Origin of the sequence: Novosphingobium marinum, assembly GCF_013408095.1 — a bacterium.
In the GTDB taxonomy this organism is placed as follows: domain Bacteria; phylum Pseudomonadota; class Alphaproteobacteria; order Sphingomonadales; family Sphingomonadaceae; genus Novosphingobium; species Novosphingobium marinum.
Map to the genome: position 1 here is coordinate 680,169 of NZ_JACBZF010000002.1, position 21,115 is coordinate 701,283.

The 21,115-nt window shown below is 65.8% G+C and carries 27 protein-coding genes; all 27 read left to right on the top strand.

Annotation, left to right across the window (positions count from 1 at the left end):
* Positions 1-208 precede the first annotated feature (208 nt).
* The 27 genes from FHS75_RS08025 to rplE all read left to right on the top strand — a co-directional run bounded on the left by FHS75_RS08025 (position 209) and on the right by rplE (position 21,075).
* Entirely contained in the window at positions 209-868 is a 660-nt protein-coding gene (locus FHS75_RS08025) for an SRPBCC family protein (protein ID WP_179407155.1), read from the top strand.
* The gene (locus FHS75_RS08030; RefSeq protein ID WP_179407156.1) at positions 865-2,088 is read left to right on the top strand and encodes a zinc-dependent alcohol dehydrogenase; all 1,224 of its coding nucleotides are present in this window, start codon (positions 865-867) and stop codon (positions 2,086-2,088) included. Before FHS75_RS08025 ends, FHS75_RS08030 begins: the two co-directional genes overlap by 4 nt.
* A complete protein-coding gene (locus FHS75_RS08035; protein WP_342356009.1) occupies positions 2,085-2,900 on the top strand; it encodes an SDR family NAD(P)-dependent oxidoreductase in 816 nt (271 codons plus the stop codon). Before FHS75_RS08030 ends, FHS75_RS08035 begins: the two co-directional genes overlap by 4 nt.
* 28 nt (positions 2,901-2,928) lie before the next feature.
* Complete coding sequence (locus FHS75_RS08040; RefSeq protein WP_179407157.1) at positions 2,929-3,750, top strand: oxygenase MpaB family protein; 822 nt, start codon at positions 2,929-2,931, stop codon at positions 3,748-3,750.
* Positions 3,751-3,880: 130 nt separating this feature from the next.
* Positions 3,881-5,179: an acetyl-CoA C-acetyltransferase gene (locus FHS75_RS08045; protein ID WP_342356010.1), complete on the top strand. Its 1,299-nt coding sequence runs from the start codon at positions 3,881-3,883 to the stop codon at positions 5,177-5,179.
* Positions 5,179-7,266 (top strand): 3-hydroxyacyl-CoA dehydrogenase NAD-binding domain-containing protein, encoded by a 2,088-nt coding sequence (locus FHS75_RS08050; RefSeq protein WP_179407159.1) that lies wholly within the window; start codon positions 5,179-5,181, stop codon positions 7,264-7,266. The genes FHS75_RS08045 and FHS75_RS08050 overlap by 1 nt, the downstream gene beginning before the upstream one ends.
* Before the next feature lie 70 nt (positions 7,267-7,336).
* Positions 7,337-7,690, top strand: a complete 354-nt coding sequence (locus FHS75_RS08055) for a hypothetical protein (protein ID WP_179407160.1) — start codon at positions 7,337-7,339, stop codon at positions 7,688-7,690.
* Between the two features lie 69 nt (positions 7,691-7,759).
* Positions 7,760-8,113, top strand: a complete 354-nt coding sequence (locus FHS75_RS08060) for a hypothetical protein (protein ID WP_179407161.1) — start codon at positions 7,760-7,762, stop codon at positions 8,111-8,113.
* A 475-nt stretch (positions 8,114-8,588) separates the two neighbouring features.
* Positions 8,589-8,960 carry a 30S ribosomal protein S12 gene (gene rpsL / locus FHS75_RS08065; protein ID WP_179407162.1) on the top strand — a complete coding sequence of 124 codons (372 nt, stop codon included), beginning with the start codon at positions 8,589-8,591 and terminating at the stop codon, positions 8,958-8,960.
* Between the two features lie 167 nt (positions 8,961-9,127).
* Positions 9,128-9,598 carry a 30S ribosomal protein S7 gene (gene rpsG / locus FHS75_RS08070; protein ID WP_179407163.1) on the top strand — a complete coding sequence of 157 codons (471 nt, stop codon included), beginning with the start codon at positions 9,128-9,130 and terminating at the stop codon, positions 9,596-9,598.
* Between the two features lie 138 nt (positions 9,599-9,736).
* Positions 9,737-11,830, top strand: coding sequence for an elongation factor G (gene fusA, locus FHS75_RS08075; protein WP_179407164.1), 2,094 nt, complete (start codon positions 9,737-9,739; stop codon positions 11,828-11,830).
* A 90-nt stretch (positions 11,831-11,920) separates the two neighbouring features.
* Positions 11,921-13,111: an elongation factor Tu gene (gene tuf / locus FHS75_RS08080; RefSeq protein ID WP_179407165.1), complete on the top strand. Its 1,191-nt coding sequence runs from the start codon at positions 11,921-11,923 to the stop codon at positions 13,109-13,111.
* Positions 13,112-13,276: 165 nt separating this feature from the next.
* Complete coding sequence (locus tag FHS75_RS08085) at positions 13,277-13,987, top strand: imm11 family protein (RefSeq protein ID WP_179407166.1); 711 nt, start codon at positions 13,277-13,279, stop codon at positions 13,985-13,987.
* 250 nt (positions 13,988-14,237) lie between these two features.
* The gene (rpsJ, locus tag FHS75_RS08090; RefSeq protein ID WP_098106970.1) at positions 14,238-14,549 is read left to right on the top strand and encodes a 30S ribosomal protein S10; all 312 of its coding nucleotides are present in this window, start codon (positions 14,238-14,240) and stop codon (positions 14,547-14,549) included.
* Between the two features lie 305 nt (positions 14,550-14,854).
* Complete coding sequence (gene rplC / locus FHS75_RS08095; protein ID WP_179407167.1) at positions 14,855-15,616, top strand: 50S ribosomal protein L3; 762 nt, start codon at positions 14,855-14,857, stop codon at positions 15,614-15,616.
* Between the two features lie 2 nt (positions 15,617-15,618).
* Positions 15,619-16,260 carry a 50S ribosomal protein L4 gene (gene rplD / locus FHS75_RS08100; RefSeq protein ID WP_179407168.1) on the top strand — a complete coding sequence of 214 codons (642 nt, stop codon included), beginning with the start codon at positions 15,619-15,621 and terminating at the stop codon, positions 16,258-16,260.
* On the top strand, positions 16,260-16,577 hold the full coding sequence (locus FHS75_RS08105; RefSeq protein ID WP_179407169.1) for a 50S ribosomal protein L23: 318 nt from the start codon (positions 16,260-16,262) through the stop codon (positions 16,575-16,577). Before rplD ends, FHS75_RS08105 begins: the two co-directional genes overlap by 1 nt.
* A 10-nt stretch (positions 16,578-16,587) precedes the next feature.
* Positions 16,588-17,424, top strand: coding sequence for a 50S ribosomal protein L2 (gene rplB / locus FHS75_RS08110; protein ID WP_179407170.1), 837 nt, complete (start codon positions 16,588-16,590; stop codon positions 17,422-17,424).
* A gap of 6 nt (positions 17,425-17,430) precedes the next feature.
* Positions 17,431-17,709 carry a 30S ribosomal protein S19 gene (rpsS, locus tag FHS75_RS08115; RefSeq protein ID WP_179407171.1) on the top strand — a complete coding sequence of 93 codons (279 nt, stop codon included), beginning with the start codon at positions 17,431-17,433 and terminating at the stop codon, positions 17,707-17,709.
* Entirely contained in the window at positions 17,709-18,086 is a 378-nt protein-coding gene (gene rplV, locus FHS75_RS08120; protein ID WP_179407172.1) for a 50S ribosomal protein L22, read from the top strand. The genes rpsS and rplV overlap by 1 nt, the downstream gene beginning before the upstream one ends.
* A gap of 3 nt (positions 18,087-18,089) precedes the next feature.
* A complete protein-coding gene (gene rpsC, locus FHS75_RS08125; protein ID WP_179407173.1) occupies positions 18,090-18,785 on the top strand; it encodes a 30S ribosomal protein S3 in 696 nt (231 codons plus the stop codon).
* A gap of 21 nt (positions 18,786-18,806) precedes the next feature.
* Positions 18,807-19,238 carry a 50S ribosomal protein L16 gene (rplP, locus tag FHS75_RS08130; protein ID WP_179407174.1) on the top strand — a complete coding sequence of 144 codons (432 nt, stop codon included), beginning with the start codon at positions 18,807-18,809 and terminating at the stop codon, positions 19,236-19,238.
* A gap of 2 nt (positions 19,239-19,240) precedes the next feature.
* Positions 19,241-19,450 carry a 50S ribosomal protein L29 gene (gene rpmC / locus FHS75_RS08135; RefSeq protein ID WP_179407175.1) on the top strand — a complete coding sequence of 70 codons (210 nt, stop codon included), beginning with the start codon at positions 19,241-19,243 and terminating at the stop codon, positions 19,448-19,450.
* 11 nt (positions 19,451-19,461) lie between these two features.
* On the top strand, positions 19,462-19,752 hold the full coding sequence (rpsQ, locus tag FHS75_RS08140) for a 30S ribosomal protein S17 (RefSeq protein WP_179407176.1): 291 nt from the start codon (positions 19,462-19,464) through the stop codon (positions 19,750-19,752).
* 60 nt (positions 19,753-19,812) lie between these two features.
* On the top strand, positions 19,813-20,181 hold the full coding sequence (gene rplN / locus FHS75_RS08145; RefSeq protein ID WP_179407177.1) for a 50S ribosomal protein L14: 369 nt from the start codon (positions 19,813-19,815) through the stop codon (positions 20,179-20,181).
* Positions 20,181-20,501 (top strand): 50S ribosomal protein L24, encoded by a 321-nt coding sequence (gene rplX, locus FHS75_RS08150; RefSeq protein ID WP_179407178.1) that lies wholly within the window; start codon positions 20,181-20,183, stop codon positions 20,499-20,501. Before rplN ends, rplX begins: the two co-directional genes overlap by 1 nt.
* Positions 20,494-21,075, top strand: a complete 582-nt coding sequence (rplE, locus tag FHS75_RS08155) for a 50S ribosomal protein L5 (protein WP_179407179.1) — start codon at positions 20,494-20,496, stop codon at positions 21,073-21,075. Before rplX ends, rplE begins: the two co-directional genes overlap by 8 nt.
* Positions 21,076-21,115: the final 40 nt, after the last annotated feature.

The window sequence follows — 21,115 nt, forward strand, 5'->3', positions numbered from 1 at the left end:
CCATCGTTCCGATCCTGCCGGACCGCGAACGGTGCGCAGGCAGCTTAACCCAAGTTTACAGCCTGAAAAGCCCGAAAATCCGCGACTTCTATCATCGTCTGCGACGAAATGGTGCGCAGGCGGGGCGGGTTCGGCTGCTGCTCCTCCGATCTGCGGAACGTTTCGCCGCCGCGCCCCGTTGGTTGGGAAAGCGGAAAGGAAAGATTCCATGCATCACCAAAGCAGCAGAGGACCGTTGGCGGGTGCCGCCATCGGCATCGGCATGCTGGGCGCAGTCGCGCTCGGCGGCCTGATCGCGAAACGCAAGGCCAGCCCGCGCAGCGCCGACGACGCGCCGGGCTACACCGCGCGGCGCAGCTTCGGCGCGTACGACGTCGTCGGCCGTACTGTCACCATTCGCGAGGACCGCCACAAGCTCTTCGCGTTCTGGCGCGACTTCTCGAACCTGCCCGATGTGATGGAGAACGTCGTCTCGATCACGCCCAGGAGCAGCGACGGGCGCGCCGTCTGGAAGATCCGCGCCCCTGCCGGTCGCATTGTCGAGATCGAGACCGAGATCGCCCGCGAAATCGAAGGCGAGGTCATCGCCTGGTGTTCGGTCGAGGGCTCGGACATCGAGACGAAGGGCCGCGTTGAATTCGCCGACGCGCCGGGAGATCGCGGCACGCGTGTGACGTTGATCACCGCATACGATCCGCCGGGCGGCGCGGTCGGCAAGGGGCTTGCCAAGCTCTGGCTGCGCGAGCCCGCCGTCCAGGCCCGCCATGACCTGAAGCGTTTCAAGGCGCTGATGGAGACCGGCGAAATCACGACATCCGCGCGCACCATGGACGAGACGCGAGCCGCCAAGATGGAGAATACCCGATGAGAGCGCTTACCTGGCAGGGAACCAAGGACGTTCGCGTGGAAACCGTGAGCGATCCCGAAATCATCAATCCGCGCGACGCGATCATCAAGGTCACGTCCACCGCGATCTGCGGGTCCGACCTGCACCTTTACGACGGAGTGATCCCCGGCGTGCTTGCAGGCGACGTGCTCGGCCATGAATTCATGGGCGAAGTCGTCGAGACCGGGCCGAAAAGCACGTTGCAGAAGGGCCAGCGCGTCGTCGTTCCCTTCACCATCAGCTGCGGCCAGTGCTTTCATTGCACGATCCAGCAATACTCGTGCTGTTCGAACTCCAACCCTGCCGAGAAGCAGGACATGTCGGCAACGCTCTACGGCCATGCGATGGCCGGGCTGTTCGGCTATTCGCACCTGACCGGCGGCTATTCGGGCGGACAGGCAGAGTACGTGCGCGTGCCCTATTCGGACATCGGCCCGATCGTGATCCCCGATCACCTCGACGACGACAAGGTCCTGTTCCTTTCCGACATCCTGCCGACCGGCTGGATGGGCGCGGAAAATGCCGACATCGGTCCCGACGATACCGTCGCGGTGTGGGGCTGCGGCCCCGTTGGCCTGTTCGCGATCCAGTCGGCGCTTGTCATGGGCGCGGCGCAGGTCATCGCCATCGATCACTATCCGCATCGCCTTGAGCTCGCCCGCAAGCTCGGCGCGAAGATCGTGAACTTCCGAGAGACGAACGTGCGCGAGGCGCTGATGGAAATGTCCGGCGGCATCGGCGTCGATGCCGTGATCGACGCGGTCGGCATGGAAGCGCACGGCTTCGCGATCGACAACATGATCGACATCGTGAAACAGAAGGTCGGTTTCGGCGCCGACCGGGCGAGCGCGCTCAAGCAGGCGATCCTTTCGGTCCGCCGCGGCGGGCGGGTCTCGATCCCCGGCGTCTATGGCGGGATGACGGACAAGTTCCCCCTCGGCGCGCTGATGGAAAAGGGCCTGCAGGTCCGGTCGGGCCAGACGCATGTGCAAAAGTACACAAAGCCGCTGCTCGAAAAGATCGAGGACGGCACGCTCGATACGACCTTCCTGATCAGCCACCACCTGCCGCTGGAAGACGCGGCGGACGGCTACACCAATTTCCACGATCACCAGAACGAATGGACCAAGGTGGTCCTGAAGCCCGGCATGGCGCGCGGCAGCACGAACACCGGCACGACCACCAGCAAGGAGTACGCATGATGAGCCGCAAGATCGACAAGCTGAACGGTCTCGCCGTCATTACCGGCGCTTCGAGCGGGATCGGCCTCGAACTGACGAAGCTCGCCGCCGCCGACGGCTGCGCCCTGATCCTGTCCGCCGATACCGACCTGACCGAGGCGGAACGGGCGGCGAAGGATGCGGGTGCGGCCTCGGTCGAGACGGTGCAGTGCGACCTTGCCACCGAACGAGGCGTCGCGGCACTGCTCGATGCCATCGGCAAGCGCGAGGTCGATGCGCTGTTCGCCAACGCCGGGCACGGCGGCGACGTCGCCTTTCTCGACCAGGACTGGCAGGAGGTGGAGCACATCATCGCGACCAACGTAAGTGGCACGGTGCGCCTGATCCAGGACGTGGGCCGCGCCATGCGCGCACGAAATCGCGGGCGCATCCTCATCACCGGGTCGATCGCAGGCCACATGCCCGGGCCGTTCCAGCTCGTCTACAATTCGACCAAGGCGTTCATGAACGATTTTTCGGTCGGCCTCAGGAACGAGCTCAAGGATACCGATGTCGTCGTTACCTGCCTGCAGCCAGGCGTGACCGACACCAACTTCTTCCAGCGAGCGCACATGCTCGATTCGCAGGCGAGCAAGTCGGACAGCAAGGACGATCCGGCGAAGGTCGCAAAGGACGGGTACCAGGCGCTGCTGGCCGACGACGATCTTGTGGTCAGCGGATTCATGAACAAGATGCAGGCCATGTTTGCCGACGTCCTTCCCGATTCGGTGGTCGCGCAGATGCACCGCAAGCTTGCCGAGCCGGAGAGCCGCAAGGAAAACGAGCCTGCCTGACGGCTCGCCCGCCTCCGCGCCGTCGGAGATGGTCCGGCGGCGGCTGGTGGGGGCGGTCCGGTCCGTCTTCAACGATACCGCGCGCGGAGAACGTCCCGTCCAGCCTTCGGACGAGGCGCTTTTCGCGCCGGATACCCCGATCCGCCTCGTCCATGCAGACGTGACCGCGATGATGGTGGGCGGCGTCGCGGCATTGCTGATGCAGGCGCTGCACCCGCGCGCGCTGCAGGGCGTGCTCGACCATTCGAACTTTCGCGAGGACATGCTCGGCCGACTGCGCAGGACCGCCCGGTTCATCGCCGTCACCACCTACGCGCACCGGGACGAGGCGGAAGCCGCCATCGCCCGCGTCGATGCCATTCACGCGCGCGTCACCGGCACGATGCCCGACGGCTCGCGGTACGCGGCGCAGGAGCCGGGGACGCTTGCCTGGGTGCATATCGCCGAAAGCTGGTGCTTCATGGAGGCGCACTTGCGGTACGTTCGGCCAGACATGTCGCCCGCCGATCAGGACAGGTATTTCGCGCAAAGCGGGCTTGTCGCGCGCAAGCTCGGTGCCGATCCGGTTCCCGACACGCGCAGCGAGGCGCTGGCGCTTATCGCCCGCTATCGCCCGGACCTCCGTGGCAGCCCCGATGCCCGCGAAACCGCGCGGATCGTGCTGGCAGGCACCTCGCGCAAGCCTGCGGAGCGCGCATTGCACCGGCTTCTGGGCGAAGCGGCGGTCGATCTGCTGCCGGGTTTCGCGCGCAAGATGCTCGGCCTGCGCCGCCCGCTGCTGACCAGCCTGCCCACCCGCGCCGCGACCGGGATGCTCGCCAACACGATGCGCTGGGCCTTCGGGAGGTAGCCCGCGGCCCCCGGAACCGCCGGCGTTCTCGCGCCTTACAGGGAGGATCGCATCGCGCTGGTGACAACGCCGCCGATTGGCGCGATGGTGAGGCACCTCCGGCACGTCCGGCATGGAAGGAGAGGACATCGTGGCATCCGCCCGCTCGCAAGCGAGGCCCGTCTACCTGGTAGACGGCGCGCGTACCCCGTTCATCAAGGCACGGGGAAAGCCCGGCCCGTTCAGCCCGGCGGACCTTGCCGTGCAGTGCGGGAGGCCGCTGCTGATGCGCCAGCCCTTCGCCGCCGATTCGTTCGATCAGGTCGTGCTCGGCTGCGGCAACCAGCTTGCCGGCGAGATGAACGTGGCGCGGGTCGCGGCGCTGCGGCTCGGTTGCGGCGTGCGAACGCCCGCATGGACGGTGCACCGCAACTGCGGGTCCGGCATGCAGGCGATCGACGATGCCTTTCGCAACATCGCGCACGGCGACATGGACCTCGTGCTGGCGGGCGGCACCGAATCGCTCAGCAGAGCGCCGCTGATCGTCGCCGACGATGCGACCGAGTGGCTGGCGCGGCTGCGCAGCGCCAAGGGGGCCGCGGCACGCGCCGCTGCCTTCGCGCAGTTCGAGCTGTCCTTCCTCTCGCCCGAAATCGCGCTCAAGCAGGGGCTGACCGACCCGGTGAGCGGCCTCACCATGGGCCAGACCGCCGAAGTGCTCGCCCACCGCTTCGGCATCTCGCGCGAGGAAGCAGACGCTTACGCGATGGAAAGCCATCACCGGCTCGCCAATGCGCAGAAGCAGGGCTGGCTCGACGACGAGATCGAGCCGATGTTCGCGCCCGATGGTACGCTCTACGACCACGACGACGGGGTGCGGCCGGAATCGACTCCCGAATCGCTCGCCAAGCTCAGGCCCGTATTCGAGAAGTATGGCGACGTGACGGCGGGGAACGCCAGCCAGGTGACCGACGGCGCCTGCCTGACGATCCTCGCGTCCGAAGCGGCGGTCGAAAGGCACGGCCTCACCCCCATCGCGCGGATCGTCGACAGCGAATGGGCGGCGCTCGACCCCGAGGTGATGGGCCTCGGCCCGGTTTTCGCGTCCTCGCAGCTGATGGAACGCGCCGGCCTTTCGCTCGACGACATCGACCTCTGGGAACTCAACGAGGCTTTCGCCGCGCAGGTCCTCGCCTGCCTCTCGGCGCTTGCCGACGACGGCTTCTGCCGCGAGGTGCTGGGCCGCGACGGCGCGGTCGGGCGGATCGACCGCGACCGCCTCAACGTCGATGGCGGGGCGATCAGCCTCGGCCACCCGGTCGGGACGAGCGGGGCGCGGATCGTGCTCCACCTCGTCAACGTGCTGCGCCGCGCCGGCGGCAAGAGAGGCATCGCCACGCTGTGCATAGGCGGCGGGCAGGGCGGTGCGATGCTGGTGGAGGCGCTGTGATGGAAACCGCGACGATGAAGACCGCAATGGAATTTCTCGGCCCCGACCCGCTGACCGGCGCGGAAGGCACGCGCGGCGTCCACTGGCTGCGGCGCGAGGACGGCGACCGGCTGTGGCTGATCCTCGACAAGCAGGGAGAGAGCGCCAACACCATCGACGAGGCGGTGCTGCGCGAACTCGACATGCAGCTTTCGCGGATCGAGGACGAGGACTGGCGCGCTGTCATCCTGCGCTCGGCCAAGCCCTCGGGCTTCTGCCACGGCGCGGACATCGCGATGTTCCGCGACCTCGAAGGCAGCGCCGAGCTTCGCCGCCTGGTCGACGAGGCCAACGCGGTGATCGACCGCCTTGCCGCGCTGCGTGCGACCACGGTCGCGGTGGTGCACGGGCCGTGCCTTGGCGGCGGGCTCGAGCTGGCGCTCGCCTGCGACCGGATCGTGGCGCGCGACGATGCCACGATGGGCCTGCCCGAAGTGCTGCTGGGCCTCCACCCCGGCCTTGGCGGCACCGCCCGGCTCACCCACCGCATCCAGCCGCTCGAGGCGATGAAGCTGATGCTGACAGGCCGCACGGTGAAGGCGCGCAAGGCGAAGTCGCTCGGCATCGCCGACGCCGTCGTGCCGGAGCGGAACGTCGCCAACGCCGTCGACGCGGCGGTCGCGGGCAAGCTCCCGCGCAAGGAAGGCGGCCTCGTCGGCGGGGCGATGAGCCTCAAGCTCGCGCGCAAGGCGCTTGCTCGCCAGATGCGCGGCGAGACGGCGAAGCGCGTGCCCGAAAGGCACTATCCCGCACCCTATGCGCTGATCGACTTGTGGGAGAAGCACGGCGGCTCGGTCGCCGACATGCTCGATGCCGAGCGCGAATCGTTCGTCCGCCTCCTGCCGCAGCAGACCACGCAGAACCTCGTGCGCGTTTTCTTCCTGCGCGAGCGGCTCAAGGCGAACGGCAAGGGCCGGAGCGGCGTCTCGCACGTCCATGTCGTCGGCGCGGGCACGATGGGAGCCGACATCGGCTCGTGGTGCGCGCTGCGCGGCATGCGCGTCACCATCGAGGATCCGGACCGCAAGTCGCTCGCCCGGGCGGTGAAATCCGCGCACAAGCTGTTCGATCGCAAGCTGAAGGCCAGTGCCGATGCCGTCGCGGCGAAGGACCGCTTCGTGCCCGATACGCATGGCCTGGGCGTGCGCAGCGCCGACCTCGTCATCGAGGCCGCGCCCGAGCGCGTCGACCTGAAGCGCAGGATCTACGCCCGCATCGAGGAAGAGGCGCGGCCCGACGCGATCCTTGCCACCAACACCTCCAGCCTCGACATGAACGAGCTTGCCGAGGGGCTTTCGCGCCCGGCGCAGTTCGTGGGCATCCACTTCTTCAATCCGGTCTCGCGGCTCGAACTCGTCGAAGTCGTGCGCCACGACGGCACCGGAGACGACGCCTTCGGGACCGCGCAGAAATTCGTCGGCGACATTTCGCGCCTGCCGCTGCCGGTCAAGGCTTCGCCAGGCTTCCTCGTCAACCGCGCGCTGATGCCCTACCTGGGCGAAGCGCTCCTCATGCTCGACGAGGGCGAACAGCCCGAACGCATCGATGCTGCGGCGGAAGACTTCGGCATGCCGATGGGACCGATCGAGCTGGCCGACCAGGTCGGGCTCGACATCTGCGTTGCGGTGGCCGATTCGCTTGCCCGCGATCTCGACAAGCCGCTGCCGCCGATGCCGCAATGGCTGCGCGACAAGGTCGCTGCGGGCGACCTCGGCAAGAAGACCGGGCGAGGCATCTACGAGTACGGTTCGGACGGCAAGCCGAAGAAGGATCGCGTTGCCAGCCCGCCCGACGCCGCGATGACCGACCGGCTGGTGCTGCCGATGGTCAACACCGTCGCCGCCGCGCTCGACGAGGGCGTGGTCGAGGACGCCGACAGTGCCGACGCCGCGATGATCTTCGCCACCGGCTTCGCGCCTTTCCGGGGCGGTCCGATGCACTACGCCCGCCTGCGCGGGTTCGAGGAGACGGCAAGCGTGCTCGAATTGCTGGAGGAGGCGCTGGGCGACCGCTTCACCCCGGCGGCATGGTGGGGCAAGGCGACCTGACCGGAGTCAATCGACGCGAACAGTGCATGCAAAGCTTGCACTTATCCCGGCGCTCGCCTAACGGCGGGCCATGCACAAGTCCAACTGGCGTCTCGCGGCCTTCTTCGGCACCTGGTTCCTGATCCTGTTCGGCGGGATGTATGCTCTGTTCGGGCATGCGATCCACCTGAACCCGGTGGAAAAGGCGCACCACGATCCGAAGAAGGACTTCGCCGTGGGTTCGCTCGGCACCGAACGGCTCGAGGAACTGGTCCGCGACACGCAGGCTTACGTGAAGAGCCATCCCGAAGCCCCCGCCACCATGGCGCAGGGCAAGGAACTCGCGCCCGAGGACTTCCTGAACGACGAGCTCGCGAGGAAGGGCCTGAAATGGCGCGTGCGCCGCGTGCACGGGATGGATGCGGAAATCTACAATGTTTCGTGACCGGGTGGCCGCGCCTCCGGCAGTGACCTGCCCTGTCCCTTGCCGGTCATCCATGCTACCTGCAAGCTCATGAAATATCTGGTTATCGGCCTCGGCGCGCTGGGCCTCGTCTATTTTGCCGTCATCGGTGCAGTGCTTTTCTGGCAGTTCGGACCGAAGACCTCGGTCATGGGTTTCGATACGCGGGCGGTTTCGCGAACCGCCGGGTATTCGGCGGGTGCGCTGGGCGGCGTGCGGCACAACGCCCTGCTCGACGCGACCGAGACTTACGTCGAGACGCACGACGACGTCGCGCCGAAGATCCTCGCCGGAGAGGCCTTCGCGCCGGTTCCGTTCCTCAACAAGCAGCTCGAAAAGGACGGCGAGGCCTTCCGCGTGCGTTCGACCGACGGGATGACGGCGCTCTTCTACGAAGTGTCGTAAGGACCGGGCTCGCTGTCGCGGGGCCGTGGCCGTCCGCTTGACGCGGCGCCGGAATCGGACTAGGGGCGCGCCCACCGGAGACGGGGTTTCCCGCAACCGGTCGATATAGAGCTGAACATTGGCGTCTTTTGCGTTCGGGCCTTCGGAAGGGGCAATGCCTCGCCGCAAGGCCGGTTTACGTTGGCCGGACCTGCTTCACCGAGGGGTCCGGGCAAGCGCGGAGACATCAAAGTAATCCGGTGCAATCCGGGTGGAGCGTTTTCGGCTCACGACGTGACCCCTGCGGGTACGCGCTTCCTGCCCGACGAGGCGAGGCGGCGGTTCCCGGTCATTTCGTGACCTTCCAGACGCCTTGCCTTCGCGAACGCACCGGGCCCCACGGACCGGGGTGCGACGGGTCCGTCGCGCGGGACCCGTCCCCCAAGAGTTCCCGCGCGGCGGATCCATCGCACTCCAGACAAGAAAAGAGTACTCGATGCCGACTATCAACCAGCTGATCCGCAAGGGTCGCGAACCGCAGAAGGCCAAATCGAAGGTCCCTGCGATGGAGCAGAACCCGCAGAAGCGCGGTGTCTGCACCCGCGTCTACACCACGACGCCGAAGAAGCCGAACTCGGCACTTCGCAAGGTTGCCAAGGTTCGCCTGACCAACCAGCGCGAAGTCATTTCGTACATTCCGGGCGAGGGCCACAACCTGCAGGAGCACTCGGTAGTGCTGATCCGCGGCGGGCGTGTGCGCGACCTTCCGGGCGTTCGCTATCACATCCTGCGCGGCGTGCTCGACACGCAAGGCGTCAAGGACCGCAAGCAGAGCCGTTCGAAGTACGGCGCGAAAAGGCCGAAGTGAGCCTTTTCGTTATTTGATTGGTGCGCCCTTCGCAGCCGCGAAGGGCTTGCGGCACCGGCCCGCTCCCCCGCCCGACCACCCACAGGGTACTATCGTCGGGCGGGGGAACGGGCCGGTGCCGAAGGTGGCCACGGATGTGGCCACCGCATTCCGAAGGAACTGAAAGCATGTCACGTCGTCGTCGTCCCGAGAAGCGGGAAATCCTGCCCGATCCCAAGTTCGGGGATTCGGTGCTGTCGAAGTTCATGAACAACCTCATGTACGACGGCAAGAAGTCCGCCGCCGAGCGTATCGTCTATGGCGCGCTCGATACCATGGAAACCAAGGCCAAGGCCGATCCGGTCCAGCTGTTCCACGATGCGCTGAACAACGTGAAGCCGCAGATCGAGGTCCGCTCGCGCCGTGTCGGCGGTGCGACCTACCAGGTCCCCGTCGAGGTTCGTCCCGAGCGTGCGCAGGCCCTTGCCATCCGCTGGCTGATCACCGCCGCGCGCAATCGTCCCGAAACGACGATGTCGGCGCGCCTTTCGGGCGAGCTGCTCGATGCGGCGAACAACCGCGGCAACGCTGTGAAGAAGCGCGAGGACACGCACCGCATGGCGGACGCGAACCGCGCCTTCTCGCACTACCGCTGGTAAGGGCGCTGGTAACGGCGCCGGTAACCGGAACACGCGCTCGGCCCGTCATGCGGGCGTCGCACTTTTAACCAATGGGGCGGGGACCTATCTGGGCCGCAAGGCCAAGTCCCCCAACCCCGAACCCTCAAGGAAGCTACCATGGCACGCAGCCATCCGATCGAACGCTATCGCAACATCGGCATCATGGCGCACATCGACGCCGGCAAGACCACGACGACCGAGCGCATCCTCTATTATACCGGCAAGTCCTACAAGATCGGCGAAGTCCACGACGGCGCCGCCACGATGGACTGGATGGAGCAGGAGCAGGAGCGCGGCATCACCATCACGTCTGCCGCGACGACCACGTTCTGGAAGGCCGAGGACGGCCAGGGCGAAGAGCACCGCATCAACATCATCGACACTCCGGGCCACGTCGACTTCACCATTGAAGTCGAGCGTTCGCTGCGCGTGCTCGACGGCGCGGTCGCGGTCTTCGACGGTGTCGCGGGCGTCGAGCCCCAGTCCGAGACGGTGTGGCGCCAGGCCGACAAGTACGGCGTGCCCCGCATGTGCTTCATCAACAAGCTCGATCGCACCGGTGCGGACTTCTACTACTGCGTGCAGTCGATCATCGACCGCCTCGGCGCCAAGCCGCTGGTGCTCTACCTGCCGATCGGCGCGGAGAGCGACCTCAAGGGCGTGGTCGACCTCGTGAACATGCGCGGCATCGTCTGGGAAGACGAGAGCCTGGGCGCGACCTTCAACTACGTCGACATCCCCGCCGACCTCGCCGACAAGGCCGCCGAGTATCGCGAGCAGCTCGTCGAGACCGCGGTCGAGCAGGACGACGACGTGATGGAAGCCTACCTCGAGGGCCAGGAGCCCGACGCGGCGACGCTCAAGCGCCTCATCCGCAAGGGTACGCTCGACCGTGCATTCGTCCCGGTCCTGTGCGGCTCGGCGTTCAAGAACAAGGGCGTGCAGCCCCTGCTCGACGCCGTCGTCGACTACATGCCCGCGCCGACCGACGTTCCGGCGATCAAGGGCGTCCTGCCCGATAGCGACAAGGAAGAGACGCGTCCGTCCGACGATGAGGCGCCGTTCTCCGCGCTCGCGTTCAAGATCATGAACGACCCGTTCGTCGGCTCGCTAACCTTCTGCCGCATCTATTCGGGCAAGCTCGCCAAGGGCCAGGTACTGAACTCGGTGAAGGACAAGAAGGAAAAGGTCGGGCGCATGCTGCTCATGCACTCGAACAACCGCGAGGACATCGACGAGGCATCGGCCGGCGACATCGTCGCCATCGCGGGCCTCAAGGAGACGACCACCGGCGACACGCTGTGCGCCACCTCGGCTCCGATCATCCTCGAGCGGATGGAGTTCCCCGACCCGGTCATCGAGCTTTCGGTCGAACCCAAGACCAAGGCCGACCAGGAAAAGATGGGCGTCGCGCTTTCGCGCCTCGCGGCCGAGGACCCCTCGTTCCGCGTGTCGACCGATCACGAATCGGGCCAGACGATCATCAAGGGCATGGGCGAGCTTCACCTCGACATCCTCGTCGATCGCATGAAGCGCGAGTTCAAGGTCGAAGCCAACGTCGGCGCGCCGCAGGTGGCCTACCGCGAAAGTCTCGGCCGTGAAGTCGAGGTCGACTACACGCACAAGAAGCAGTCGGGCGGTTCGGGCCAGTTCGGTCGCGCCAAGGTCGTGGTCTCGCCGGGCGAGCGCGGCCAGGGTGTCATCTTCGAGGACGAGATCAAGGGCGGCAACATCCCGCGCGAGTACATCCCGTCGGTCGAGAAGGGCATGCGCGAGCAGGCCGAAAGCGGCTACCTCATCGGCTTCCCGATCATCGACTTCACGATCCGCCTGATCGACGGCGCGTACCACGACGTCGACTCGAGCACGGTCGCCTTCGAGATCACCGGGCGCGGCGCGATGCGCGAAGCGGCCGAGAAGGCCGGCATCAAGCTGCTCGAGCCGATCATGAAGGTCGAGGTCGTGACTCCCGAGGAGTTCATGGGCGACGTCATCGGCGACCTCAACTCCCGCCGTGGCCAGATCCAGGGCACCGACACGCGCGGCAACGCGCAGGTGGTGGACGCCCACGTGCCGCTCGCGAACATGTTCGGCTACGTGAACCAGCTGCGTTCCTTCACGCAGGGGCGCGCGCAGTACACGATGCAGTTCTCGCATTACGACGAGGTCCCGGCGAACGTCGCGGCCGAGGTCAAGGAGAAGCTTGCCTGATCGGCAAGGGTCGTCTAGGGGCGGCGCTCGATTCAGCGGGTGCCGCCTAATTCCCGCAGTATCAATCTTAACGAAAAGAAGGTTTGTAGAATGGCTAAGGCAAAATTCGAGCGGAACAAGCCGCACTGCAATATCGGCACCATCGGTCACGTCGACCACGGCAAGACCACGCTGACCGCCGCGATCACCAAGGTTCTGGCCGAGGCCGGCTTCGGCGAAGCCGTCGATTTCGCGAACATCGACAAGGCTCCCGAAGAGCGCGAGCGCGGCATCACGATCTCGACCGCCCACGTCGAGTACGAGACCGAGAACCGCCACTACGCGCACGTCGACTGCCCCGGCCACGCCGACTACGTGAAGAACATGATCACCGGCGCGGCGCAGATGGACGGCGCGATCCTCGTCGTCAACGCCGCCGACGGCCCGATGCCGCAGACCCGCGAGCACATCCTGCTCGCCCGCCAGGTCGGCGTGCCGGCGCTCGTCGTGTTCCTCAACAAGGTCGACCAGGTCGACGACGAGGAACTGCTCGAGCTCGTCGAGCTCGAAGTTCGCGAGCTGCTCAGCTCGTACGACTTCCCGGGCGACGACATTCCCATCGTCGCCGGTTCGGCGCTCGCCGCCCTCGAGGGCCGCGACGACAACATCGGCAAGGAAAAGATCCTCGAGCTGATGGCCGCCGTCGACGAGTCGATCCCGCAGCCGCCGCGTCCGACCGACAAGGCGTTCCTGATGCCCGTCGAGGACGTGTTCTCGATCTCGGGCCGCGGCACCGTCGTCACCGGCCGTGTCGAGACCGGCATCGTCAAGGTTGGCGAGGAAGTCGAGATCGTCGGCCTCAAGGACACCCAGAAGACCGTCGTCACCGGCGTCGAGATGTTCCGCAAGCTGCTCGACCAGGGCGAAGCGGGCGACAACATCGGTGCGCTGCTTCGCGGCGTCGGCCGTGAGGACGTCGAGCGTGGCCAGGTTCTCTGCAAGCCCGGCTCGATCACGCCGCACACCGAGTTCGACGCGGAAGTCTACGTGCTTTCGAAGGACGAGGGCGGCCGTCACACGCCGTTCTTCGCGAACTATCGTCCGCAGTTCTACTTCCGCACGACCGACGTGACGGGCGAGGTCATCCTGCCCGAGGGCACCGAGATGGTCATGCCCGGCGACAACGTCACGATCTCGGTCAAGCTGATCGCGCCGATCGCCATGGACGACGGTCTCCGCTTCGCTATCCGCGAAGGCGGCCGCACCGTCGGTTCGGGGGTGGTGTCGAAGATCACCAAGTGATCCGACACCAGCTCCGGCTGACGACAAGGATTTTGGGCCCGGTTCTCCACGGAGAGCCGGGCCTTTTCCTTTGGACTTTCAAGATTCTTCAAACCCACCGGTGGCATGGTGTGGCCGAGCCAGTGAATCTGCTGTGTCTTCGAATTGGACCTGGAAGGGAGCGTCATGGTCTGGGGAATGGCATTGCCGAAGGGCTTCGGCGAATTCTGGCCTGACGGGGACTTCGAAGGGTGGACCGACAGTCTGAAAGGACATTTTCTGGAATCGATGCCGGCCAGCCAGCAGGCGCCTTTCGGTGAAGGTCCGCGAGGGGCGCTTCGCTATATGGGCTATGCCGTTGATAAGTTCGTCAAGGAATCGGGCACGGTTTCGGCGTCTGAAAAGCCGCCGCTTTCGCCCATCGAGCCGCATGAACCGCCCCGGCACTTCGACACCCAGAAGACTTACGACCAGCTGGGGGCGCTAGTGATGTTGAGCGACAAGATCCTGGCGACAGACGAGGCCTTCAAGGCCATTGTCGAACGGCTTGAGCCCGGCGTTCACCAGTTCTTTCCTGTCGAAATTCGAATGCCCAAGAACAAGGTCTTTCCCGACCCCTATTACATCATGGTGATCGGCGGATACCGCGAGAGCTTTTCCGCCGAAGACAGCGCGGCGGGTTCGTTCAACGAGCGCAGGCCGGGCTTCTGCTACCACGACACGTCGAAGAAGGGCACGGCTGGGTTAGCCTTTGCGCGGAGCAGGTTTGCCGGGGCACACCTGTGGAGAGAGCGTGCGTTCCGCGAGGAGCTGACCTGCATGTCTGACGAACTTGTCGGTGAGATCGCAGCCGCGGGATTGCGTATTCCCGCCCACTACCAGATGCGCGAGGTCTGAGGGGCAGGCAGGGCCAATATTTCCCTGCGGTGCGGGCTTTGTGCGGCCAATCGAAAAATGGCCCAAATCGGGGGTTGTCAGACTCGTCGCTGATACGTATAGGCGCGGCTCCCGAACGAGATTCGTCTTGTTCGAAACGAAATTCGGCAAGGGCCGCCCGTTCCCGGGTAACCGGACAGCAGCGGGGCGGGCCTTTGTTTTTTTTGGGGCGGGCAACCGTCTCGTGGCTCTTTCGCATCGGTAAGTGGACATGGAAGCTCAGAACATCCGCATTCGCCTCAAGGCATTCGACCACCGCGTGCTGGATCAGGCGACCGGCGAGATCGCGGACACCGCGCGCCGTACCGGCGCTCTTATCCGGGGCCCCATTCCGCTGCCGACGAAGATCGAGAAGTTCACCGTGAACCGCGGTCCGCACATCGACAAGAAGTCGCGCGAGCAGTTCGAGGTGCGTACGTACAAGCGGCTGCTCGACATCGTGCAGCCCAACGCCACGACCGTCGATGCGCTGATGAAGCTCGACCTGGCCGCCGGCGTGAACGTCGAGATCAAGTTGGCCTGAGCCAATTTGCCGAAGCTCTCGCTAAGGCGGGGGCTTCCGTCCGCCCGGTCGGACGTTAACCGACCGGACCGAATTTTCGGGGTCGCGCAAGTGGCCCCGGGTTCCCGCCCAGGCAGGGACCCGCAGACACAGGGATACCTCCGGCACCGCCTTCGGGCATCGCCGGGCAAGCGTCCCCCGTCTCGCCGCAGGTGCCGGTACCGGTGCCGCGCGGCAATCAGCCCGGACGGGGCGCGCATCACGAACCAGGGCTGGCAAGCACGCGGGGATGGGCCTCGTGTGCCTCTGTTTTAGGAGTTTTGGTCATGCGTACCGGCGTGATCGCCAAGAAAGTGGGAATGACCCGCCTCTTCCAGGACGATGGACGGCACGTGCCGGTCACCGTCCTGTCGCTTGAGGATTGCCAGGTCGTTTCCGTCCGCACCGAGGATCGTGACGGCTACGTCGCGGTGCAGCTCGGTGCCGGCACGGCGAAGCAGAAGAACGTGAACAAGCCGCAGCGCGAGCATTTCGCGAAGGCGGAAGTTCCCCTGAAGATGAAGGTCGCCGAGTTCCGCGTCGCCGACGACGCGCTGCTCGACGTAGGCGCGACGATCGCCGCCTCGCACTTCGTGCCCGGCCAACTCGTCGACGTTGCCGGCCACACGCAGGGCAAAGGCTTTGCTGGTCCGATGAAGCGCTGGGGCTTCGGGGGCCTGCGTGCCACCCACGGCGTCTCCCTCTCGCACCGTTCGCACGGTTCGACCGGTAACCGCCAGGATCCCGGCAAGGTCTTCAAGAACAAGAAGATGGCCGGCCACATGGGCGACCGCATGCGCACGCAGCAGAACCTCGAGATCGTCCGCGTCGACGACGAGCGCGGCCTGATCTTCGTCAAGGGTTCGGTTCCGGGTTCGAAGAACACCTGGCTGACCGTCGAGGACGCGGTGAAGGTCTCGCGCCACGCCGACGCGCCCTATCCCGCCGGGCTGAAGCAGGCCGGTGGCGACAACAACAGCAACGACGCGCCCGAGACGCCCGCGGAAGATACCGCGGCGCCCGAGGCGACCGAAGGCCAGGAGGGCTAATCGTGAAGGTCAAGGTCCTCAATCTCGACGGGTCTGCCGGCAAGAACGACATCGAGCTTTCGGATGACGTGTTCGGCCTCGAGCCGCGCGCCGACATCCTGCACCGTGTCGTCACCTGGCAGCTCGAGAACCGCCGCGGCACCGCCCGCCCGACGCGCGAGCGTTCGGACGTTGCGCGCACCGGCAAGAAGTTCGGTCGCCAGAAGGGCGGCGGCACGGCTCGCCACGGCGACCGCAAGGCCCCGATCTTTGTCGGCGGCGGCAAGGCGCACGGCGCCCGCAAGCGCGAGTTCGAGCAGTCGCTGAACAAGAAGGTTCGCGCGCTCGGCCTCAAGATGGCGCTTTCCGCCAAGGCGAAGGACGGCCTCGTGGTCGTCGACAGCCTCGACGTGAAGGATGCCAAGACCAAGGCGCTCGCCGGCCAGTTCAAGAAGGCGGGCTGGGGCCGCAAGGTCCTCGTCATCGACGGCGAGCAGGTCGACCAGGGCTTCGCCCGCGCGGCCGGCAACCTCGTCGATGTCAACGTCCTGCCTGCGGTCGGCGCGAACGTCTACGACATCCTCAAGCATGACACGCTGGTGCTGACGCGCGCCGCGGTCGAGAAACTGGAGGCGCGGTTCGCCCTCCCGGGAGGGTCTAACTGATGGCTAAGGCGAACAAGGCGGAAGGCGTGGACACGCGCCACTACGACGTGATCGTCGCGCCGCACATCACCGAGAAGTCGACGCTGCTGTCCGAGCACAACGCGGTCGTCTTCCGCGTTGCCGACAGCGCGACCAAGCCGGAGATCAAGGCTGCGGTCGAGGCGCTGTTCGACGTCAAGGTGACGGGCGTGAACACGATCACCCAGAAGGGCAAGACGAAGCGCTGGAAGGGCAAGCCCTACAAGCGCAACGACGTGAAGAAGGCGATCGTGACGCTGGCCGAGGGCCAGTCCATCGACGTCACCAGCGGAATCTGAGGACCGGACGATGGCACTCAAGAACTACAACCCCACCAGCCCCGGCCGGCGAGGTCTGATCCTCGTCGACAAGTCGGCGTTGTGGAAGGGCAAGCCCGTCAAGGCGCTGACCGAAGGCAAGCGCAAGACCGGCGGCCGCAACAACAAGGGCCACGTGACCAGCCGCGGCATCGCGGGCGGGCACAAGCAGAAGTACCGCTACATCGACTTCAAGCGTCGCAAGTGGGACGTCTCGGCCACCGTCGAGCGGATCGAGTACGATCCCAACCGCACCGCGTTCATCGCGCTGATCAAGTACGATGACGGCGAGCAGGCCTACATCATCGCGCCGCAGCGCCTTGCCGTGGGCGACAGCGTCGTCGCCGGCGAGAAGACCGACGTGAAGCCCGGCAACGCGATGCTCCTGTCGCAGATGCCGGTCGGCACGATCTGCCACAACGTCGAGATGAAGCCCAACAAGGGCGGCCAGATCGCGCGTTCGGCGGGTACCTACGTGCAGATCGTCGGTCGCGACCGCGGCCTCGTCATCGTCCGCCTCAACTCGGGCGAGCAGCGCTACGTGCGCGGCGACTGCATGGGCACGGTCGGGGCGGTTTCGAACCCCGACAACCAGAACCAGAACTTCGGCAAGGCCGGCCGCACGCGCTGGAAGGGCCGTCGTCCGCTGACCCGCGGCGTCGCCAAGAATCCGGTCGACCACCCGCACGGCGGTGGCGAGGGCCGGACTTCGGGCGGCCGTCACCCGGTCACCCCGTGGGGCAAGCCGACCAAGGGTGCGCGCACCCGTCACAACAAGCAGACGGACAAGATGATCATCCGTTCGCGCCACGCGAAGAAGAAGAGGTAAGCGATAATGGCACGTTCCGTCTGGAAAGGCCCCTTCGTCGATCTGCACCTCCTGAAGAAGGCGGAGACCGCCCAGGATGCAGGCACCCGCGCCGGCCCGATCAAGACCTGGTCGCGGCGCTCGACGATCCTGCCGCAATTCGTCGGCCTGACGTTCAGCGTCTACAACGGCCAGAAGTTCATCCCCGTGTCCGTCAACGAGGACATGGTCGGCCACAAGCTCGGCGAGTTCGCGCCCACGCGCAGCTTCCCCGGCCACGTCGCCGACAAGAAGGGCAAGCGCTGATGAGCAAGCAGAAGGCACCCCGCCGCGTCGCCGAGAACGAGGCGCTGGCCGTCGGCACGACGATCCGTGGTTCGGCCCAGAAGCTGAACCTGGTCGCCGGCCTGATCCGTGGCAAGAAGGCCGAGGATGCGATGAACATCCTCTCCTTCTCGAAGCGCGCGATGGCGCAGGACGCGAAGAAGGTCCTCGCCTCTGCGATCGCGAACGCGGAAAACAACCACAACCTGGACGTCGACGCGCTCGTCGTGGCCGAAGCCAGCGTTGGCAAGTCCATCACCATGAAGCGCTGGCATGCGCGCGGTCGCGGCAAGTCGACCCGCATCCTGAAGCCGTTCAGCCGGCTGCGCATCGTGGTCCGCGAAGTCGAGGAGGCGTAAGCCATGGGTCAGAAGAGCAATCCGATCGGCCTCAGGCTGCAGATCAACCGCACGTGGGACAGCCGCTGGTACGCGGAAGGCCGCGACTACGGCCGTCTGCTTGAGGAAGACCTCAAGATCCGCAAGTACATCATCGAGACGATGCCGCAGGCGGCGATCTCGAAGGTCGTGATCGAGCGCCCGGCCAAGCTGTGCCGCATCTCGATCTATGCCGCGCGCCCCGGTGTCATCATCGGCAAGAAGGGCGCCGACATCGAGAAGCTGCGCAAGAAGCTGTCGGACATGACAGACAGCGAAGTGAAGCTGAACATCGTCGAGATCCGCAAGCCCGAGATCGACGCCAAGCTCGTCGCGCAGGGCGTTGCCGACCAGCTCGTCCGCCGCGTGGCCTTCCGCCGCGCGATGAAGCGGGCGGTGCAGTCCGCGCTGCGGCTTGGTGCGGAAGGCATCAAGATCGTCTGCGGCGGCCGTCTCGGCGGTGCCGAGATCGCCCGCGTGGAATGGTACCGCGAAGGTCGCGTCCCGCTCCACACGCTGCGCGCCAACGTCGATTACGCCGAAGCCGAGGCGCTGACCGCCTACGGGATCATCGGCATCAAGGTCTGGATCTTCAAGGGCGAGATTCTCGGCCACGATCCGATGGCCCAGGACCGTCTCATGATGGAGGCCCAGACCTCCGGCGTGCGTCCGGCGCGCTGAGGCTAGGACAGGGTAAGAGCAATGCTGCAACCGAAGAAAACCAAGTTCCGCAAGGCCTTCAAGGGCCGGATCAAGGGCGACGCCAAGGGCGGCACCGAGCTGAACTTCGGCTCGTACGGCCTCAAGGCGCTCGAGCCCGAGCGCGTCACCGCACGCCAGATCGAGGCCGCGCGCCGTGCGATCACGCGCCACATCAAGCGCCAGGGTCGCCTGTGGATCCGCATCTTCCCGGACGTTCCGGTGTCGAAGAAACCCGCCGAGGTCCGTCAGGGCAAGGGCAAGGGTTCGGTCGAATACTGGGCCGCCCGCGTGAAGCCGGGCCGCATCCTGTTCGAGCTCGACGGTGTCTCCGGCCCGCTCGCGGCCGAGGCCTTCGAGCGCGCCGCGATGAAGCTGCCGATCAAGACCAAGGTCGTTGCCCGCCTCGGCGACACCTCGCACCTGGGAGCGTGACGATGGCGAACCGTACCGAAGATTTCCGCGCCAAGAGCGACGACCAGCTTTCGCAGGAGCTGACCGACCTTAAGCGCGAACAGTTCAACCTGCGTTTCCAGGCGGCGACCAACCAGCTCGAACGCCCGGCGCGCATCAAGGAAGTCCGCCGCGACATCGCCCGTATCCGGACGCTGCAGTCCGAACGCGCGCGCGAAGCGGCCAAGGCGTAAAGGAGGACCCGATGCCCAAACGTGTTCTGATCGGGACCGTGGTCTCCGACAAGACCGACAAGACCGTCACGGTGCTCGTCGAACGGCGCGTGAAGCACCCGCTTTACGGCAAGATCATCCGCCGTTCGAAGAAGTACCACGCGCACGATGCCGACAATGCCTACAAGATGGGCGAGCGCGTGCGCATCCAGGAGACCAAGCCGATCTCCAAGACCAAGACCTGGGAGGTCCTCGACCGCATCCAGGCCGGTCAGGTCGCCGCCCTCGAAGCCGATCTCGAAGTCGAGGCCGCAGGCAACTGAGATAGTTTTTTGGAACTGCCGGACACCGTTCCGGCAAGCCAGTGAGAAGGAACCGGATCGATGATCCAGATGCAATCCAATCTCGACGTCGCGGACAACAGCGGCGCAAAGCGCGTCCAGTGTATCAAGGTGCTGGGCGGGTCGAAGCGCCGTGTCGCGGGCGTCGGCGACGTCATCGTCGTGTCGGTGAAGGAAGCGCAGCCGCGCGCCCGCGTGAAGAAGGGGGACGTGCACCGCGCCGTGATCGTGCGCACCAAGAAGGACGTTCGCCGTCCCGACGGCAGCGTGATCCGCTTCGACAGCAACGCCGCGGTCCTCGTGAACAAGAGCGAGGAGCCCATCGGCACCCGTATCTTCGGCCCCGTCGTCCGCGAACTGCGCGGCAAGGGCTTCATGAAGATCATCTCGCTCGCTCCGGAGGTGCTGTAATGGCTGCCGCGAAGATCAAGAAGGGCGACAGCGTCGTCGTGCGCTCGGGCAAGGACAAGGGCCGTACCGGCACCGTCCTCCAGGTCATGCCGAAGGAAGGCAAGGTCCTGGTCGAGGGCATCAACGTCGCGACCCGCCACCGCAAGCCCACGCAGGCTAACCCGCAGGGCGGCATCGACCGCGCGCCCGCACCGATGGCGATCGGCAAGGTCGCCGTCGCCGATCCCAAGGACGGCAAGCCCACCCGCGTCCGCTTCGAGGAGCGCGACGGAAAGAAGGTCCGTGTCGCCGTCAAGTCCGGGGAGACCATCGATGGCTGACAAGTACACTCCGCGCATGCGCGCCCGCTACGACGAGCAGATCGTCAAGGCGATGACCGAGAAGTTCGGCTACAAGAACCACCTCGAAGTCCCGCGTATCGAGAAGATCACGCTCAACATGGGCGTCGGCGAGGCGAGCCAGGACAAGAAGAAGGTCCAGACCGCCGCCGAGGAAATGGAACTGATCGCCGGCCAGAAGCCGGTCATCACCAAGGCGAAGAAGTCGATCGCGCAGTTCAAGCTGCGCGAGGGCATGCCGATCGGCTGCAAGGTCACCCTGCGCCGCGAACGCATGTACGAATTCCTCGACCGCCTGATCACCATCGCGATGCCCCGCATCCGCGACTTCCGCGGGCTCAACCCGAAGTCGTTCGACGGTCGCGGCAACTACGCGATGGGCCTCAAGGAGCAGATCATCTTCCCGGAGATCAGCTACGACAGGATCGAGAAGGTGCGCGGTATGGACATCATCGTGACCACCACCGCGAAGACCGACGAGGAAGCGCGCGAACTGCTGCGCCTGTTCGGTTTCCCGTTCCCGGCGGAAGCCGCCGAAGAAAAGCAGGCCGCGTGAGCGGTCCGTTGAACGCTAGCAAAGCAAAGAGAGCTTAAGT

Excerpts from the sequence above, each read along its gene's own strand:
- FHS75_RS08025 (WP_179407155.1), top strand. The coding sequence starts at position 209 with ATGCATCACCAAAGCAGCAGAGGACCGTTGGCGGGTGCCGCCATCGGC.
- FHS75_RS08030 (WP_179407156.1), top strand. The coding sequence starts at position 865 with ATGAGAGCGCTTACCTGGCAGGGAACCAAGGACGTTCGCGTGGAAACC.
- FHS75_RS08035 (WP_342356009.1), top strand. The coding sequence starts at position 2,085 with ATGATGAGCCGCAAGATCGACAAGCTGAACGGTCTCGCCGTCATTACC.
- FHS75_RS08040 (WP_179407157.1), top strand. The coding sequence starts at position 2,929 with ATGGTCCGGCGGCGGCTGGTGGGGGCGGTCCGGTCCGTCTTCAACGAT.
- FHS75_RS08050 (WP_179407159.1), top strand. The coding sequence starts at position 5,179 with ATGGAAACCGCGACGATGAAGACCGCAATGGAATTTCTCGGCCCCGAC.
- FHS75_RS08055 (WP_179407160.1), top strand. The coding sequence starts at position 7,337 with ATGCACAAGTCCAACTGGCGTCTCGCGGCCTTCTTCGGCACCTGGTTC.
- FHS75_RS08060 (WP_179407161.1), top strand. The coding sequence starts at position 7,760 with ATGAAATATCTGGTTATCGGCCTCGGCGCGCTGGGCCTCGTCTATTTT.
- rpsL (WP_179407162.1), top strand. The coding sequence starts at position 8,589 with ATGCCGACTATCAACCAGCTGATCCGCAAGGGTCGCGAACCGCAGAAG.
- rpsG (WP_179407163.1), top strand. The coding sequence starts at position 9,128 with ATGTCACGTCGTCGTCGTCCCGAGAAGCGGGAAATCCTGCCCGATCCC.
- fusA (WP_179407164.1), top strand. The coding sequence starts at position 9,737 with ATGGCACGCAGCCATCCGATCGAACGCTATCGCAACATCGGCATCATG.
- tuf (WP_179407165.1), top strand. The coding sequence starts at position 11,921 with ATGGCTAAGGCAAAATTCGAGCGGAACAAGCCGCACTGCAATATCGGC.
- FHS75_RS08085 (WP_179407166.1), top strand. The coding sequence starts at position 13,277 with ATGGTCTGGGGAATGGCATTGCCGAAGGGCTTCGGCGAATTCTGGCCT.
- rpsJ (WP_098106970.1), top strand. The coding sequence starts at position 14,238 with ATGGAAGCTCAGAACATCCGCATTCGCCTCAAGGCATTCGACCACCGC.
- rplC (WP_179407167.1), top strand. The coding sequence starts at position 14,855 with ATGCGTACCGGCGTGATCGCCAAGAAAGTGGGAATGACCCGCCTCTTC.
- FHS75_RS08105 (WP_179407169.1), top strand. The coding sequence starts at position 16,260 with ATGGCTAAGGCGAACAAGGCGGAAGGCGTGGACACGCGCCACTACGAC.
- rplB (WP_179407170.1), top strand. The coding sequence starts at position 16,588 with ATGGCACTCAAGAACTACAACCCCACCAGCCCCGGCCGGCGAGGTCTG.
- rpsS (WP_179407171.1), top strand. The coding sequence starts at position 17,431 with ATGGCACGTTCCGTCTGGAAAGGCCCCTTCGTCGATCTGCACCTCCTG.
- rplV (WP_179407172.1), top strand. The coding sequence starts at position 17,709 with ATGAGCAAGCAGAAGGCACCCCGCCGCGTCGCCGAGAACGAGGCGCTG.
- rpsC (WP_179407173.1), top strand. The coding sequence starts at position 18,090 with ATGGGTCAGAAGAGCAATCCGATCGGCCTCAGGCTGCAGATCAACCGC.
- rplP (WP_179407174.1), top strand. The coding sequence starts at position 18,807 with ATGCTGCAACCGAAGAAAACCAAGTTCCGCAAGGCCTTCAAGGGCCGG.
- rpmC (WP_179407175.1), top strand. The coding sequence starts at position 19,241 with ATGGCGAACCGTACCGAAGATTTCCGCGCCAAGAGCGACGACCAGCTT.
- rpsQ (WP_179407176.1), top strand. The coding sequence starts at position 19,462 with ATGCCCAAACGTGTTCTGATCGGGACCGTGGTCTCCGACAAGACCGAC.
- rplN (WP_179407177.1), top strand. The coding sequence starts at position 19,813 with ATGATCCAGATGCAATCCAATCTCGACGTCGCGGACAACAGCGGCGCA.
- rplX (WP_179407178.1), top strand. The coding sequence starts at position 20,181 with ATGGCTGCCGCGAAGATCAAGAAGGGCGACAGCGTCGTCGTGCGCTCG.
- rplE (WP_179407179.1), top strand. The coding sequence starts at position 20,494 with ATGGCTGACAAGTACACTCCGCGCATGCGCGCCCGCTACGACGAGCAG.